The 12,635-nt window shown below is 74.2% G+C and carries 13 protein-coding genes; 6 read left to right on the top strand and 7 right to left on the bottom strand.

Going from position 1 to position 12,635, the window contains the following annotated elements; all coding sequences use genetic code 11:
- Positions 1–5: 5 nt before the first annotated feature.
- The 3 genes from ACIP60_RS22535 (at position 6) to ACIP60_RS22525 (ending at position 3,073) form a co-directional block, all read left to right on the top strand.
- Complete coding sequence (locus ACIP60_RS22535; protein WP_400687138.1) at positions 6–1,004, top strand: glycosyltransferase family 2 protein; 999 nt, start codon at positions 6–8, stop codon at positions 1,002–1,004.
- Positions 1,005–1,147: 143 nt separating this feature from the next.
- Complete coding sequence (locus ACIP60_RS22530; protein WP_400687136.1) at positions 1,148–2,092, top strand: YihY/virulence factor BrkB family protein; 945 nt, start codon at positions 1,148–1,150, stop codon at positions 2,090–2,092.
- Positions 2,093–2,176: 84 nt separating this feature from the next.
- Complete coding sequence (locus ACIP60_RS22525) at positions 2,177–3,073, top strand: class I SAM-dependent methyltransferase (protein ID WP_400687134.1); 897 nt, start codon at positions 2,177–2,179, stop codon at positions 3,071–3,073.
- Between the two features lie 121 nt (positions 3,074–3,194).
- Here ACIP60_RS22525 and ACIP60_RS22520 read toward each other — a convergent pair whose 3' ends face one another.
- Positions 3,195–4,433 (bottom strand): D-alanyl-D-alanine carboxypeptidase family protein, encoded by a 1,239-nt coding sequence (locus ACIP60_RS22520; RefSeq protein WP_400687132.1) that lies wholly within the window; start codon positions 4,431–4,433, stop codon positions 3,195–3,197.
- Between the two features lie 139 nt (positions 4,434–4,572).
- On the opposite strand from ACIP60_RS22520, the gene ACIP60_RS22515 reads away from it, so the two are divergent.
- Both ACIP60_RS22515 and ACIP60_RS22510 read left to right on the top strand, forming a co-directional pair.
- On the top strand, positions 4,573–4,863 hold the full coding sequence (locus ACIP60_RS22515; protein WP_400687130.1) for an SCO4848 family membrane protein: 291 nt from the start codon (positions 4,573–4,575) through the stop codon (positions 4,861–4,863).
- A gap of 190 nt (positions 4,864–5,053) precedes the next feature.
- Entirely contained in the window at positions 5,054–6,397 is a 1,344-nt protein-coding gene (locus ACIP60_RS22510) for a hypothetical protein (protein ID WP_400687128.1), read from the top strand.
- A 108-nt stretch (positions 6,398–6,505) separates the two neighbouring features.
- Here the strand turns inward: ACIP60_RS22510 and ACIP60_RS22505 are convergent, their stop codons facing one another.
- From ACIP60_RS22505 to sdhC, 4 genes are all read right to left on the bottom strand, one after another.
- Positions 6,506–7,279 (bottom strand): succinate dehydrogenase iron-sulfur subunit, encoded by a 774-nt coding sequence (locus tag ACIP60_RS22505; RefSeq protein WP_100837921.1) that lies wholly within the window; start codon positions 7,277–7,279, stop codon positions 6,506–6,508.
- Positions 7,279–9,021 carry a succinate dehydrogenase flavoprotein subunit gene (gene sdhA / locus ACIP60_RS22500; protein WP_400687126.1) on the bottom strand — a complete coding sequence of 581 codons (1,743 nt, stop codon included), beginning with the start codon at positions 9,019–9,021 and terminating at the stop codon, positions 7,279–7,281. The genes ACIP60_RS22505 and sdhA overlap by 1 nt, the downstream gene beginning before the upstream one ends.
- Positions 9,022–9,047: 26 nt before the next feature.
- A complete protein-coding gene (sdhD, locus tag ACIP60_RS22495; RefSeq protein ID WP_282206516.1) occupies positions 9,048–9,476 on the bottom strand; it encodes a succinate dehydrogenase, hydrophobic membrane anchor protein in 429 nt (142 codons plus the stop codon).
- A 65-nt stretch (positions 9,477–9,541) separates the two neighbouring features.
- Complete coding sequence (gene sdhC, locus ACIP60_RS22490; RefSeq protein ID WP_100837923.1) at positions 9,542–9,922, bottom strand: succinate dehydrogenase, cytochrome b556 subunit; 381 nt, start codon at positions 9,920–9,922, stop codon at positions 9,542–9,544.
- 239 nt (positions 9,923–10,161) lie between these two features.
- On the opposite strand from sdhC, the gene ACIP60_RS22485 reads away from it, so the two are divergent.
- On the top strand, positions 10,162–10,899 hold the full coding sequence (locus ACIP60_RS22485) for a hypothetical protein (protein WP_400687124.1): 738 nt from the start codon (positions 10,162–10,164) through the stop codon (positions 10,897–10,899).
- A gap of 82 nt (positions 10,900–10,981) precedes the next feature.
- Here the strand turns inward: ACIP60_RS22485 and ACIP60_RS22480 are convergent, their stop codons facing one another.
- On the bottom strand, positions 10,982–11,479 hold the full coding sequence (locus tag ACIP60_RS22480) for a 2-oxo-4-hydroxy-4-carboxy-5-ureidoimidazoline decarboxylase (protein WP_400687123.1): 498 nt from the start codon (positions 11,477–11,479) through the stop codon (positions 10,982–10,984).
- A 265-nt stretch (positions 11,480–11,744) separates the two neighbouring features.
- Complete coding sequence (locus ACIP60_RS22475) at positions 11,745–12,488, bottom strand: SDR family oxidoreductase (RefSeq protein ID WP_400687122.1); 744 nt, start codon at positions 12,486–12,488, stop codon at positions 11,745–11,747.
- Positions 12,489–12,635: the final 147 nt, after the last annotated feature.

The following is a 12,635-nucleotide window of genomic DNA, read 5'->3' as shown; positions in this document are numbered from 1 at the left end:
AAGAGATGCCGCGGTTCAGTGTCGTCGTGCCGGTGCACGCCGTCGAGGAGTACCTGCCCGAATGCCTGGAGTCGGTCCTGGCGCAGTCCTTCACGGACTTCGAGCTGATCGCGGTGGACGACCGCTCGCCCGACGGCTGCGGCGCGATCCTGGACGCGGCGGCCGCCCGCGACCCCCGGGTGACCGTCCGGCACCTGCCCGAGAACGTCGGCCTCGGCCCGGCCCGCAACGCCGGCGCCGCCCTCGCCACCGGCGACTACCTGGTCTTCCTGGACAGCGACGACACCCTCACCCCCGGCCTGCTCGCCGACACCGACGCCCGGCTGCGCGCCACCGGCGACCCCGACCTGCTGGTGTTCGACTACGCCCGCAGCTACTGGGACGGCCGGGTCACCCGCTCCGCCTCCGCCCCGGTCTTCGCCCGCCCCGGCGCCGAGGTGTTCACCCTGGACGAGCGCCGGGACCTGCTCGACCTGCTCCAGGTCGCCTGGAACAAGGCGTACCGCCGCGAGTTCCTGCTCCGGCACGACCTGTCCTTCCCGCCCGGCTACTACGAGGACACCCCGTTCACCTACCCGGCGCTGCTCGCCGCCGAGCGGATCACCCTGCTCGACCGGGTCGGCGTGCACTACCGGCAGCGCCGCGAGGGCGGCAACATCCTGGCCACCGCCTCCCGCAAGCACTTCGACGTCTTCGCGCAGTACGACCGGGTGTTCGCCTTCCTCGACACCCGCCCCGACCTGGACCGCTGGCGCCCGGTCATCTACCGGATGATGCTCGGCCACCTCGCCACCGTGGTCTCCAAGCCGGGCCGGGTCCCGCCCGGCGACCGCCGCGAGTTCTTCCGCCGCGCCGCCGAGCACTGCGCCCGGCACCGCCCGGCCGGCTACCGGCCGCCGCCCGGCCGCGAGGGGCTGCGCGGCGAACTGCTCGGCCGCGGCAACTACCTCGGCTTCCAGGGCCTGCGGGCCCTGGCCCGGGCCCGCCGGGCCGTCCGGCGCTGAACCCCCGGGCGGCGGGGTCGGGCTGACGGGGCCTCACCCGGGAGCCCCCGGGACGGCCCGTGACGCGCCCCGGAGGGCCCGCGCCGCGCCGGGCCCGGCCCCGCTCCCGCAGCGGGGGCCCGGACGCCGGTATACAGCCATGCGTGGACTTCCTCACCAAGCTGCCCGTGATCGGCCCACTGGCCGCCCGACTGCTGCGCAGCCGGCCCTACCGGGTCTACCTGCTGTTCGACGACGTCCAGGGCAACCGGCTGGCCGGGGCGGTCACCTTCTTCGGCTTCCTGGCGTTGTTCCCGCTGCTCACGGTGGCCCTGGCGATCGCCCTGGCCACCCTCTCCGACTCCCGGGTGCACCAGCTCCAGGACAAGATCACCGAGCAGCTGCCGGGCCTCGCCGACTCGCTCGACCTGAACGCCATGGTGGCCAACGCCGGCACCGTCGGCCTGGTCTCCGGCCTGCTGCTGCTGATCTCCGGCCTCGGCTGGGTGGACACCATGCGCGGCGCGGTGCGCACCGTGTGGCGGCTGCCGGACGACGGCGGCAACCCGGTCCTGGTCAAGGCCCGCGACTGCGTGGTGCTGCTCGGCCTCGGCCTGGTCTGCCTGGCCTCGCTGGCCGCCTCCGCGCTCGCCACCACCCTGGTCCACCGGCTCTCCGACGCCCTGGGCCTGGACGGCGGGGCCGCCCGCTGGCTGCTGTCCGGACTGGGCTTCCTGATCGCGGTCTGCGCCGACCTGCTGCTCTTCGCCTACCTGCTCGGCCCGTTCCCGCGGATCACCGGCCAGCGCCGCCGCGCCCTGCTGGAGGGCGCGCTGATCGGCGCGGTCGGCTTCGAACTGCTGAAACTGCTGCTCTCCTCCTACCTGGGGTCGGTGGCCGGCCGCAGCCTGTACGGGGCGTTCGGCGTGCCGGTGGCCCTGCTGCTGTGGATCGACTTCGTCACCCGGCTGCTGATGTACTGCGCGGCCTGGACCGCGCTCGCCGACCCGGAACGGGCCCGGCTGCGCGCCGTCCGGCAGGCCGAGGCCGCGCTCGAAGCCGCCGGGGAAACATCCGCCCCGCCCGCTGTGCGGCGTTCGGACGAGTGACTATGATCCCGGTCACACCAGTCCGGTTCCCGCCGACCGCACACCGCCGTGCCCCCGGCCCCGGCCAGCTCCCCAGGAGACCGCGTGTCCGCACCAGGCACCGCCGCCGCTCCCGCCGCCCCCGAGGGCGTCCCCGTCCCGGCCGCCCCGGACGACGTCCCGGGCTGGTTCTTCCGGGCCGACCAGGAGGTCTTCGCCCACCTGCTCGACCGGCAGAGCGAGGCCGGGACCACCGGCGACCTGCTGGAGATGGGCGCCTACCTGGGCCGCTCGGCGATCCTGCTGGGCTACCACCTGCGCGCCGGGGAGACCTTCACGGTCTGCGACCTGTTCGACCTGGAGGCCCCGGACGACCAGAACTCCGCCGAGATGGACATGTCCTACCGCGACACCCTGACCCGGCGCGCCTTCGAGGCCAACTACCTGGCCTTCCACCCCGAACTGCCGACGATCGTCCAGGCCCCCACCTCGGTCCTCGCCGACGGCCGGATCCCCGCGGGCAGCTGCCGCTTCGTCCACATCGACGCCTCCCACCTGTACGAGCACGTGGCCGGCGACATCCTGGTCGCCCGGGAGGCCCTCGCCAAGGACGGCGTGGTCGCCCTCGACGACTACCGGGCCCCGCACACCCCCGGCGTGGCCGCCGCCGTCTGGGAGGCCGTCTTCACCCTCGGCCTGCGGCCGGTGCTGCTCACCCCCGAGAAGTTCTACGGCACCTGGGGCGACCCCGAGGCGGTCCGCGCCGACCTGCTCGACCGGGACTGGCGCGGCGAGGGCTTCCGGCTCGACGAGGAGCACCTGGCCGGGCAGCGCTGCCACCGCCTCGCCTGGGACGAGCCCCCGGCGCCCGAGCCGGCCCCGGCCCCCGCCCCCGCCCGGCCGCGGCGCTCGCTGCCCCGCCGGATCGCCCTCGACGTCCTGCCGCCCATCGCCACCCGCTCGGTGCGCCGCGCGCTGCGGGCTGCCCGCCGCACCGCCTGACGCCCCGGGCCGCGCGAGGGGCCCGTGGGGCGTCCGCACGGCCCGCCTCCCGCGCGGCCCGGGCCCGGTCGGCCCGCTGCGCCGCCGGACCGCCCGACGCCTCGGCGGTCCGGCTGCCCGGTCAGCTCGGCCGGTCCCCCGAGCGGGCGGCCCGGCGGCGCAGGGTCCGCAGCCGCAGCAGCCCCGCCGCCGCGACCGCCGCGCACAGCCCGACCGCCGACCAGGTCGCCGGTCCCGGCCCGCCCGCCGCCGCGTGCGCCGCCAGCCCGCGGTCCGGGGCCGACGGCGCGGGCGGGGCCGCCGGGGCGCCCGGCGCGGTCGAACCGGCCGACCCGGCCGGGGCGTCGGCCACCGGCCGGGCCGCCGCCGACGGGGCCTGCTCCGGGGCGCCGTCCTCGGCCAGCGCCCCCACCGGGGTGACCTTCCCGGCCGCGGCGAAGCCCCAGTCCAGCAGCGCCGCCGCCTCGGTGTAGACCTTCGGGCTGTCCGCCGGGTGCATCACCGTCACCAGCAGCGTCCGCCCGTCGCGCTCGGCCGCGCCCGTGTAGGTGGCGCCCGCGTTGGTGGTGTAGCCGTTCTTCACCCCGATCAGGCCCGGGTAACTGCCCAGCAGCCGGTCGGTGTTGGCGATGCCGAAGCTCCCGCGCTGCCCGGTCTTCTTGTCCACCGCGCCCGGGAACTGCGCCCAGCGGGTCGCGCAGTAGCCCCGGAACTCCGGATTGCGCAGGCCCGCCCGGGCGAACAGGGTCAGGTCGTACGCCGAGGTGACCTGCCCGTCCATGTCGTAGCCGTCCGGGCTGACCACGTGGGTGTCCCGGGCCTGCAGCTGATCCGCCCGGGCCTGCATGTCGGCGACGGTCTTCGCCACCCCGCCGTTCATGTTCGCCAGCACGTGCACCGCGTCGTTGCCGGAGGAGAGGAACACTCCGCGCCACAGGTCCTCGACCTTGTACTCCAGGTCCTCCTTGATGCCGACCAGGCTGCTGCCCGCCCCCATCCCCTGCAGCTCCGCCCAGGCCACCTTGTGCACCGCGGAGGCCGGGAAGCGCGGCAGCACGGTGTCCGCGAACAGCATCTTCAGGGTCGACGCCGGCGGCAGCTGCGCGTGCGCGTTGAACGCCGCCAGCACCTGCCCGGTGCCCGCGTCCGCGATCAGCCAGGACTTCCCGGTCAGGTCCTTCGGCAGCGGCGGCGCCCCCGGCCCCGGCGCCACCTGGACCCCCGCCGCGCCCAGCCGCTCCCCGCCCACCACGCCGGGCGGCGGGGCGTCCCCGGACGCGGCGGCGGAGGCCGGCAGCGCGGGCACCAGCAGCAGGGCGGCAGCGGACGAACCGTGGAGAATCCGGCGGATTATCAGCATTCCGGAAAAATAACCCGCACCCGCCCCGGACCCGCTCCCGCCGTCGTCCGACGCCACGAACGAGTACCGCCCGCTGCTCCGATCGGCGGGCCCCGCATACTGGACGGGCACCCCGTCTGCCGCGAAGGACCCCGCCACCATGAAGCTCAGCCGCCCGGTCTCCTGGTTCCTCACCGCCTTCGGCGTCTGGTCGGTCTTCATCTGGACCACCTTCGTCAAGAACCTCTGGAAGGACTCCGGCGGCCAGGCCTTCGTGAACGGCGACCACGGGCAGCCCACCGCCTTCTTCTGGGTCCACCTCCTGCTCGCCGTCACCTCCCTGCTGCTCGGCCTCGCCATCGGCTGGATCGGCGTCCGCGGCCTGCGCGCCCTGCGCGCCGCCACCGCGGCCACCGCCGCCGCCCCGGCCGGCGAGCGCCCCGCCGAGTAGCCCCGCCGAGTAGTCCCGCCGGGCGACCCCGCCGGGCGACCTCCCGAGCCGCCCCGGCGGACGAAGCCAGGCGAAGCCAGACGAAGGCGGACGATCCGCGGGCCGCGCCCCGGACCCCCGGCGCCCGCCCCCTTCAAGTGGCCGAATCCCGCTGCTAGCCTGCCCGGCACGAACTTCGGGGAGGCTCGGCGTGAGCATCAGTTCCACCCTCGGTGAGACCCGCCCGGAGTGGGCGCGGCGGCAGGAGCGGGAACGGCGGCACCGGCGGGCGAAGTCGCGGCTGCGGCTGCCGTTCGCGGTGGCCGCGGCGTGCTGGGCGGTGCTGCTGCTGTGGTGGGCGGCGGTGTACCCGGCGTTCACCGGGGACGCCCCCGAGCCCGGTGCGCCGCTGTACGCGGCGGCGGTGCGGGCCGTGCACACCGGCCCGGCGGTGCTGGCGCAGACCGCGGCCGCGGCCTTCGCCCTGGGGTACCTGGCGGCCGCGCTGGCCCGGTTCGGGGTGCGGGGACGGCACAGCGGGCCGGTCGCGGTGGCGCTGGCCGCCCTGCCGCCGACCGCCGCGCTGGTGGTCTCGGCCACCCCGGCCGCGGTCACCACCCTCGCCGCGCTGCTGCTCACCGGGGCCGGGCTGCGGCTGCTCGCCCGGCGGGCCGAGGGCGCCCTGGAGCGGGGCGGCCCGGCCCAACGGCTGGATCTGGCCGTCCTGTTCACGGCCGTCTGCGCGTTCGCCCTGACCGGCACCCGGGGCGCCGGCACCGCGCTGGCCGCCGCCGCGGTGCTGCTGCTCTGCCTGCCCCGGGCCCGGGCCCGGATCGCGCTGCTGACCGCGGCCGCGCTGGCCGTGCCGGTCGCGCTGGCGCTGCTCGGGCACCCCGCGTCCCCGGGCGGCGACCTGCACCCGCTGCGGGCCGCCGACCTGGCGCTGGCCCAGCACCGGGCCGCCGCCCCGCTCGGCCCCGTCCTGACCGCCGTCGCCCCGCCCGCCGACTGGGACGCCGCGGGCGCCGACTGCTCCGCCACCGCGGCCCTCACCGACCGCTGGAACACCGCCACCGCCCGCCGGGCCGAAGACGAACTCGCCTCCACCTGGCGGCAGTTGCTGCGCGACCACCCGGACCGGGTGCTGGACGCCCGGCTCTGCCGGGCCCGGATCGCCTGGGCCGTCCGGGCGGGCGACGGCGGCCCGCACGCCGCCACCGGGGTGCCCGGCCCGGCGGCCGGCTCGCGCGGCCTGTGGCACCCGCTGCACGCCGCCGCGACCTGGGGCCGCACCCTGCTGCGCGCCCCGCAGCTGGACTGGCTGCTGTGGCGCGGCGCGCTCTGGGCCTACCTGGGCCTGGCCGCCGCCGCGCTGCACGCCTGGCGGCACCGGATCCGCGCCCTGGTCCCGGTGGCGGGCGCGGCCGTCCTGGGCACCCAGCTGGCGCTCACCGCCGCCGCCGCCGACCAGGACTACCGGACGATGGGTGCCGCCCTGTTCCTCGGCCCGCTGCTGCTCACCCTGGCCACCGTCCGCACCCGCCGCACCGACTGACGGCCCGCCGGGAGCACAGGAGCACAGGAGCACGGGAGCCCGGGGCCCCGCCGGACGCCGAAGGGCCCGCCCGGAGCGCACTCCGGACGGGCCCCTCGAACGGACGGACTAGAAGCGGCGCGTGACGAGCGCGCGCTTCACCTCCTGGATCGCCTTGGTGACCTCGATGCCGCGCGGGCAGGCCTCCGAGCAGTTGAAGGTGGTGCGGCAGCGCCACACGCCCTCGCGGTCGTTGAGGATCTCCAGCCGCTGCTCGGCACCCTCGTCGCGCGAGTCAAAGATGAAGCGGTGCGCGTTGACGATCGCCGCCGGGCCGAAGTACTGGCCGTCGTTCCAGAACACCGGGCACGAGGAGGTGCACGCGGCGCACAGGATGCACTTGGTGGTGTCGTCGAAGCGCTCGCGGTCGGCCTGCGACTGCAGGCGCTCGCGGGTCGGCTCGTTCCCGTTGGTGATCAGGAACGGCATGACGTCCTTGTACGCCTGGAAGAACGGGTCCATGTCCACGATCAGGTCCTTGAGGACCGCGAGGCCCTTGATGGCCTCGATCGTGATCGGCTTCTCCGGGTTGACGTCCTTGATCAGGGTCTTGCACGCCAGCCGGTTGCGGCCGTTGATCCGCATGGCGTCCGAGCCGCAGATGCCGTGCGCGCAGGAGCGGCGGTACGTGAGCGTGCCGTCCTGCTCCCACTTGATCTTGTTGAGCGCGTCCAGGACGCGCTCCTTCGGGTCCATCAGGAGCTGGTAGTCCACCCACACCGGGTCCGGGTGCTCCTCCGGGTTGAACCGGCGGATCCGGAAGGTGACGTTGATCAGCTGCACGCTGCCCGACTCGGCCGCGTCCAGCGCGGCCGAGTGCGTCTCGACGGTCGAAGTGGACATCAGTACTTACGCTCCATCGGCTGGTAGCGGGTCTGCACGACCGGCTTGTAGTCGAGGCGGATGGAGGTGGAACCGTCCTCGGCCACCTCGCGGTACGCCATAGTGTGCTGCATGAACTTCACGTCGTCGCGGGTCGGGAAGTCCTCGCGGTAGTGACCGCCGCGGGACTCCTCGCGCGCCAGCGCGGACACGACCAGCACCTCGGCCAGGTCGAGCAGGTTGCCCAGCTCGACGGCCTCCAGCAGGTCGGTGTTGTAGCGCGAGCCCTTGTCCGCGATCGAGACGTTCTTGAAGCGCTCCTTGAGCGCCGCCACGTCCTCGACCGCCTGCTGCAGGGTCTTGCCGGTGCGGTAGACGGACGCGTTGGCGTCCATCGACTCCTGCAGCTCCAGGCGGATCTTCGCGACCGACTCGGTGCCGGTGGACTCCCGCAGGCCCTCCACCAGCGACTCGACCAGCGCGCCCGGGTCCTCCGGCAGCGGCACGAAGTCGTGCTTCTCGGCGTACTCGGCGGCGGCGATGCCCGCCCGGCGGCCGAACACGTTGATGTCCAGCAGCGAGTTGGTGCCCAGGCGGTTGGCGCCGTGCACCGACACGCACGCGACCTCGCCCGCGGCGTACAGGCCCGGGACGACGTCGGTGTTGTTGCGCAGCACCTCGCCCTCGACGTTGGTCGGGATGCCGCCCATCGCGTAGTGCGCGGTGGGCTGGATCGGGATCGGGTCCGTGTAGGGCTCGATGCCGAGGTAGGTGCGCGCGAACTCGGTGATGTCCGGCAGCTTGGCGTCCAGCTGCTCCGGCGGCAGGTGCGTCAGGTCCAGGTAGACGTGGTCGCCGTCGGGGCCGCAGCCGCGGCCGGCCCGGATCTCCGAGTAGATCGCGCGGGAGCACACGTCACGGGACGCGAGGTCCTTCATGACGGGGGCGTAGCGCTCCATGAAGCGCTCGCCGTCCTTGTTGCGCAGGATGCCGCCCTCGCCGCGGGCGCCCTCGGTGAGCAGGATGCCCATCCGCCAGATGCCGGTCGGGTGGAACTGGAAGAACTCCATGTCCTCCAGCGGCAGGCCCCGGCGGTACGCCACGGCCTGGCCGTCACCGGTCAGGGTGTGCGCGTTCGAGGTGACCTTGAACATCTTGCCGGTGCCGCCCGAGGCGAACACCACGGCCTTGGCCTGGAAGACGTGGATCTCGCCGGTGGCCAGCTCGTAGGCCACCACGCCGGCGGTCCGGCCCTCGTTGATCAGCAGGTCGAGGACGTAGAACTCGTTGAAGAACTCGACGCCGTGCTTGACGCAGTTCTGGAACAGCGTCTGCAGGATCATGTGGCCGGTGCGGTCCGCGGCGTAGCAGGACCGGCGGACCGGGGCCTCGCCGTGGTTGCGGGAGTGGCCGCCGAAGCGGCGCTGGTCGATCCGGCCCTGGTCGGTGCGGGAGAAGGGCAGGCCCATCTTCTCCAGGTCGAGGACCGCGTCGATGGCCTCCTTGCACATGATCTCGGCGGCGTCCTGGTCGACCAGGTAGTCACCGCCCTTGACCGTGTCGAAGGTGTGCCACTCCCAGTTGTCCTCCTCGACGTTGGCGAGCGCGGCGCACATGCCGCCCTGCGCCGCGCCGGTGTGCGACCGGGTCGGGTAGAGCTTGGTCAGGACGGCGGTGCGGCTGCGCTGCGTCGACTCGATGGCCGCGCGCATGCCGGCGCCGCCGGCGCCGACGATGACGGTGTCGTACTGGTGAATCTGCATGGGGGTCAGTCGCCTCTGGTGGCTCGTCAGATGTTCGGGTCGAAGGTGAAGATCACCAGGGTGCCGAGGACGACCGTGAACACGGTCGCGACGCCCAGGAGACCCTTCAGCCACAGACGAGTGGCGTCCTTCTCCGCGTAGTCGTTGATGACGGTGCGCATGCCGTTCGAGCCGTGCAGCATGGCCAGCCACAGCATCAGCAGGTCCCAGACCTGCCAGAACGGCGAGGCCCACTTGCCCGCCACGAAGGCGAAGCTGACCTTGGAGACGCCGCCGTCCAGCATCAGGTTGATCAGCAGGTGGCCGAGGACCAGCACCACCAGCACGACGCCCGACAGGCGCATGAACAGCCAGGCGAGCATCTCGAAGTTGGTGCGGGTGCGGCGCGGGGTCCGCTTGCTGCGCGCCCGGGCCGGCTCGACCACGAAGGCGTCGGCCGGGTTGCCGGTGCCCAGTCCCTTGCCGGTGTGGGCGTGCACCGAGGGCACCACCAGGTCGTTGGTCTCAGTGGACACGCGGATCAGCCCCCGAACCAGGTGCGAAGGGTGTGCTCGAGGACGGGGTAGAAGGAGCCGGCCATCAGGACGACCCACACGCCCACGACGGTCCAGAGCATCTGCTTCTGGTACTTCGGGCCCTTGGCCCAGAAGTCCACCGCGACGACCCGCAGGCCGTTCAGGGCGTGGAACAGGATGGCGGCCACCAGGCCGTACTCCATCAGGTTCACCAGCCAGAACTTGTACGTGGCGATCACCGAGTCGTACGCCTCGGGCGACACCCGCACCAGAGCGGTGTCAAGGACATGTGCGAACAGGAAGAAGAAGATCAGGACGCCGGTGACTCGGTGAGCCACCCAGCTCCACATGCCTTCCCGGCCGCGGTACAGCGTTCCAGCCGGCACGGAAAACCCTCCGGAAGCGGTTCGGGGGCTCGGCCGGCTTCGGTGTCGGTCAGCCCGGCCGGATACGGTCCACCGGCCGCGAGCATCCTATCGACGCGCCGTCGGCAACCGCCGCCGGGGGCCCCTGGTGTGATCAATCAGGCACGCACGGCCTAATCGCGCCGGGAACCGTGACCCTGCGTCACAGGCCGACTGCGCTACGGTACGCCTCCTCCCGCCGCCCAGCAGAGAGACCCGCCGTGCGACCCCTGCCCGCGCTCGCCGCCCTCGCCTCGCTCGCCTCGCTCGCCCCCGCCGCGGCCGGCTGCGCCGCCGCGCCGTCCGCCCTCGCCGCCGACGGCGCCGCCGCCGGGGCCGCCGCGGGGCCCTTCGCCCGGCCGTCGGCCGCGCCGTCCTCCGCGCGGCCCGAGTACGACGCCGCCGCGGTGCGCGCCCTCGCCGTCACCGACGCCGACCTCGGCCCCGGCTGGCACGTCACCCTCATGCAGCCCGGCCAGAACGACATCTCCAGCCCCCCGCAGACCGCCGCCGTCCCGGCCTGCCAGCCCGTCCTCGACGCGCTGACCCCCTCCAAGGGCGGGGCCGGGCCGTTGGCCGAGGCCGACCTGGACATCGCCCGCGCGGGCGACGCCGCCGCCTCGCTCTACACCGCGGTGCTGGCCTTCCGGCCCGGCCGGGCCGCCGCCGTCCGCTCCGGGCTCGACCAGGTCCTCGACCACTGCCGGGCGTTCACCTCCACCGCCGGCCGCCACCTGCTCACCCGGCTCGACACGCCCACCCCCGAAGGAGCCGACGCCGCCAGCGCCTTCACCCTCACGAATGAAACCGGCGGGGCCGTCATCGCCCAGCGCGCCCTGGTCGCCCGGGCCGGGGACGTCCTCGCCGTCTTCACCACCCTGGACGCGACCGGCCGACCGGCCCCGGAGCCGGACCCGGCGGTGGTGCGGGCGCAGCTGGCGAAGATCGCCGGGAGGTGAGGACCGCCGGGAAACGGAGCAGGGCCCCCGGCGGGGCCCTGCGGGCGGATCGGTCGGTCCGGCGCCGTTCCCGGCGCCCGGTTCAGCTCTTCACCGCGACCAGGTGCTCCAGGCGGCTGAGCGCGATGCGGCGCAACTCCTCGGCGGAGACCAGGCGTTCCTCGTCGGGGTCGTTGGCCAGGCGGGTGCGGATGGAGGTGAGGACGGCGTCCAGCATCTCCTCGGGGACGACGCCCTCCAGGCAGACCACGAAGACGTACCCGAAGCGGGCCTCGTAGGCGGCGTGGGCGGCGCGCAGCGCGGTGCGGGCGGCCTGGCTGCCGGGGGCGCGCATGCCGAGCAGGGGCTGGGGCATCCAGCTCTCGTCGGCGAGGGCCTCCGCCAGGTCGGCCGGACGCAGGTCGTAGCTGGCCTCGCTGGCCGCGGCCAGCAGGGACTCGATGTCGGGGTAGGGGCGGTGGGCGGTGAGGCGGAGGGCCCAGCGGTGGCTGCCGCAGCAGGCGAGCAGTGCTTCCTCCACGGCGCCGGAGTCGGCTTCGTTGAACCGGTGGAGCCCCAGCAGGGACGGCTCCGTCCGCACGTCGAGACGCTGCGGCGGGATGTCGCTGGCCAGCGGATCCTCCTCGTGAGGGCGGGAAGGCGGAATGCTCCAGAGACGGGGTGGACCTGGGAGGACAGGGGTGTCGCGGGGTGCGGCGATGCCGCCGCTCGGGGCTGGCACAGCTCGGCGGGGCAGCGCCTCCACGGTAGTTGAGGGCTCATCAGTTGGGGAGGCGGCGGGCCGATTTCACTCGATCGAGCTATCAAGTTGTGACCCGCCGCCCTTTTCGGTCCCGCGGGACGGATCAACCGGCCCGGTGCACCTTGTGGTTGGCGGCCTGGGCGCGGGGCCGGACCACCAGCAGGTCGATGTTGACGTGGGCGGGCCGGGTGACCGCCCAGGAGACGGTGTCGGCGACGTCCTCCGAGGTCAGCGGCTCGGCGACGCCCGCGTAGACCGCGTCGGCCTTGTCCCGGTCGCCGCGGAAGCGGGTCAGCGCGAAGCCCTCGGACTTCACCATGCCGGGCGCGATCTCGATCACCCGGATCGGCTCGGCCACCAGTTCGAGGCGCAGGGTCTGGGCCAGCGAGTGGACGGCGTGCTTGGCGGCCACGTACCCGCCGCCGCCCTCGTACGCGGCCAGCGCCGCGGTCGAGGACATGATCAGCACGGTGCCCTCGCCGGTGGCGCGCAGCGCGGGCAGCAGGGCCTGGGTCAGGTGCAGCACGCCGAGCACGTTGACCTCGTACATGGTGCGCCAGTCCGCCGGGTCGCCCGCCTCGACGCTGTCCGCGCCCAGCGCGCCGCCCGCGTTGTTCACCAGGACGTCGACCCGGCCGACCTCGGCGGCGAAGGCGTCCACCGCCGCCCGGTCGGTGACGTCCAGGGTGCGGGCGCGTCCGCCGATCTCCTTCGCCAGCGCCTCGATCCGCTCGGTGCGCCGGGCGGTCAGCACCACCTCGAAGCCGTCCGCGGCCAGTCGGCGGGCGGTCGCCGCCCCGATGCCGCTGCTGGCGCCGGTGACCACGGCCACCTTCTGCTCGCTCATGTCGTCCACTCCTCGTCCGTCCGGTCGGTGGACCGATCATCCCAAGGGACGGGCCGCGGGTGTTGTGAGCAAGCTCCCAGCCGTGGCATCTGTCTGCTGCCGACGGGGCACGACTACATTGCGTATCCAGCTGACCCGTTAATCAGC

This window comes from Kitasatospora sp. NPDC088783 (genome assembly GCF_044750705.1).
GTDB lineage: Bacteria > Actinomycetota > Actinomycetes > Streptomycetales > Streptomycetaceae > Kitasatospora > Kitasatospora fiedleri.
The sequence above is the reverse complement of the archived record's forward strand: the minus strand, read 5'-3'. Positions and strand labels throughout refer to the sequence as shown.

Coding starts and splice junctions, on each gene's coding strand:
- ACIP60_RS22535 (WP_400687138.1), top strand. CDS start 6: ATGCCGCGGTTCAGTGTCGTCGTGCCGGTGCACGCCGTCGAGGAGTAC.
- ACIP60_RS22520 (WP_400687132.1), bottom strand. CDS start 4,433: ATGCTGATAATCCGCCGGATTCTCCACGGTTCGTCCGCTGCCGCCCTG.
- ACIP60_RS22515 (WP_400687130.1), top strand. CDS start 4,573: ATGAAGCTCAGCCGCCCGGTCTCCTGGTTCCTCACCGCCTTCGGCGTC.
- ACIP60_RS22505 (WP_100837921.1), bottom strand. CDS start 7,279: ATGTCCACTTCGACCGTCGAGACGCACTCGGCCGCGCTGGACGCGGCC.
- sdhA (WP_400687126.1), bottom strand. CDS start 9,021: ATGCAGATTCACCAGTACGACACCGTCATCGTCGGCGCCGGCGGCGCC.
- ACIP60_RS22475 (WP_400687122.1), bottom strand. CDS start 12,488: ATGAGCGAGCAGAAGGTGGCCGTGGTCACCGGCGCCAGCAGCGGCATC.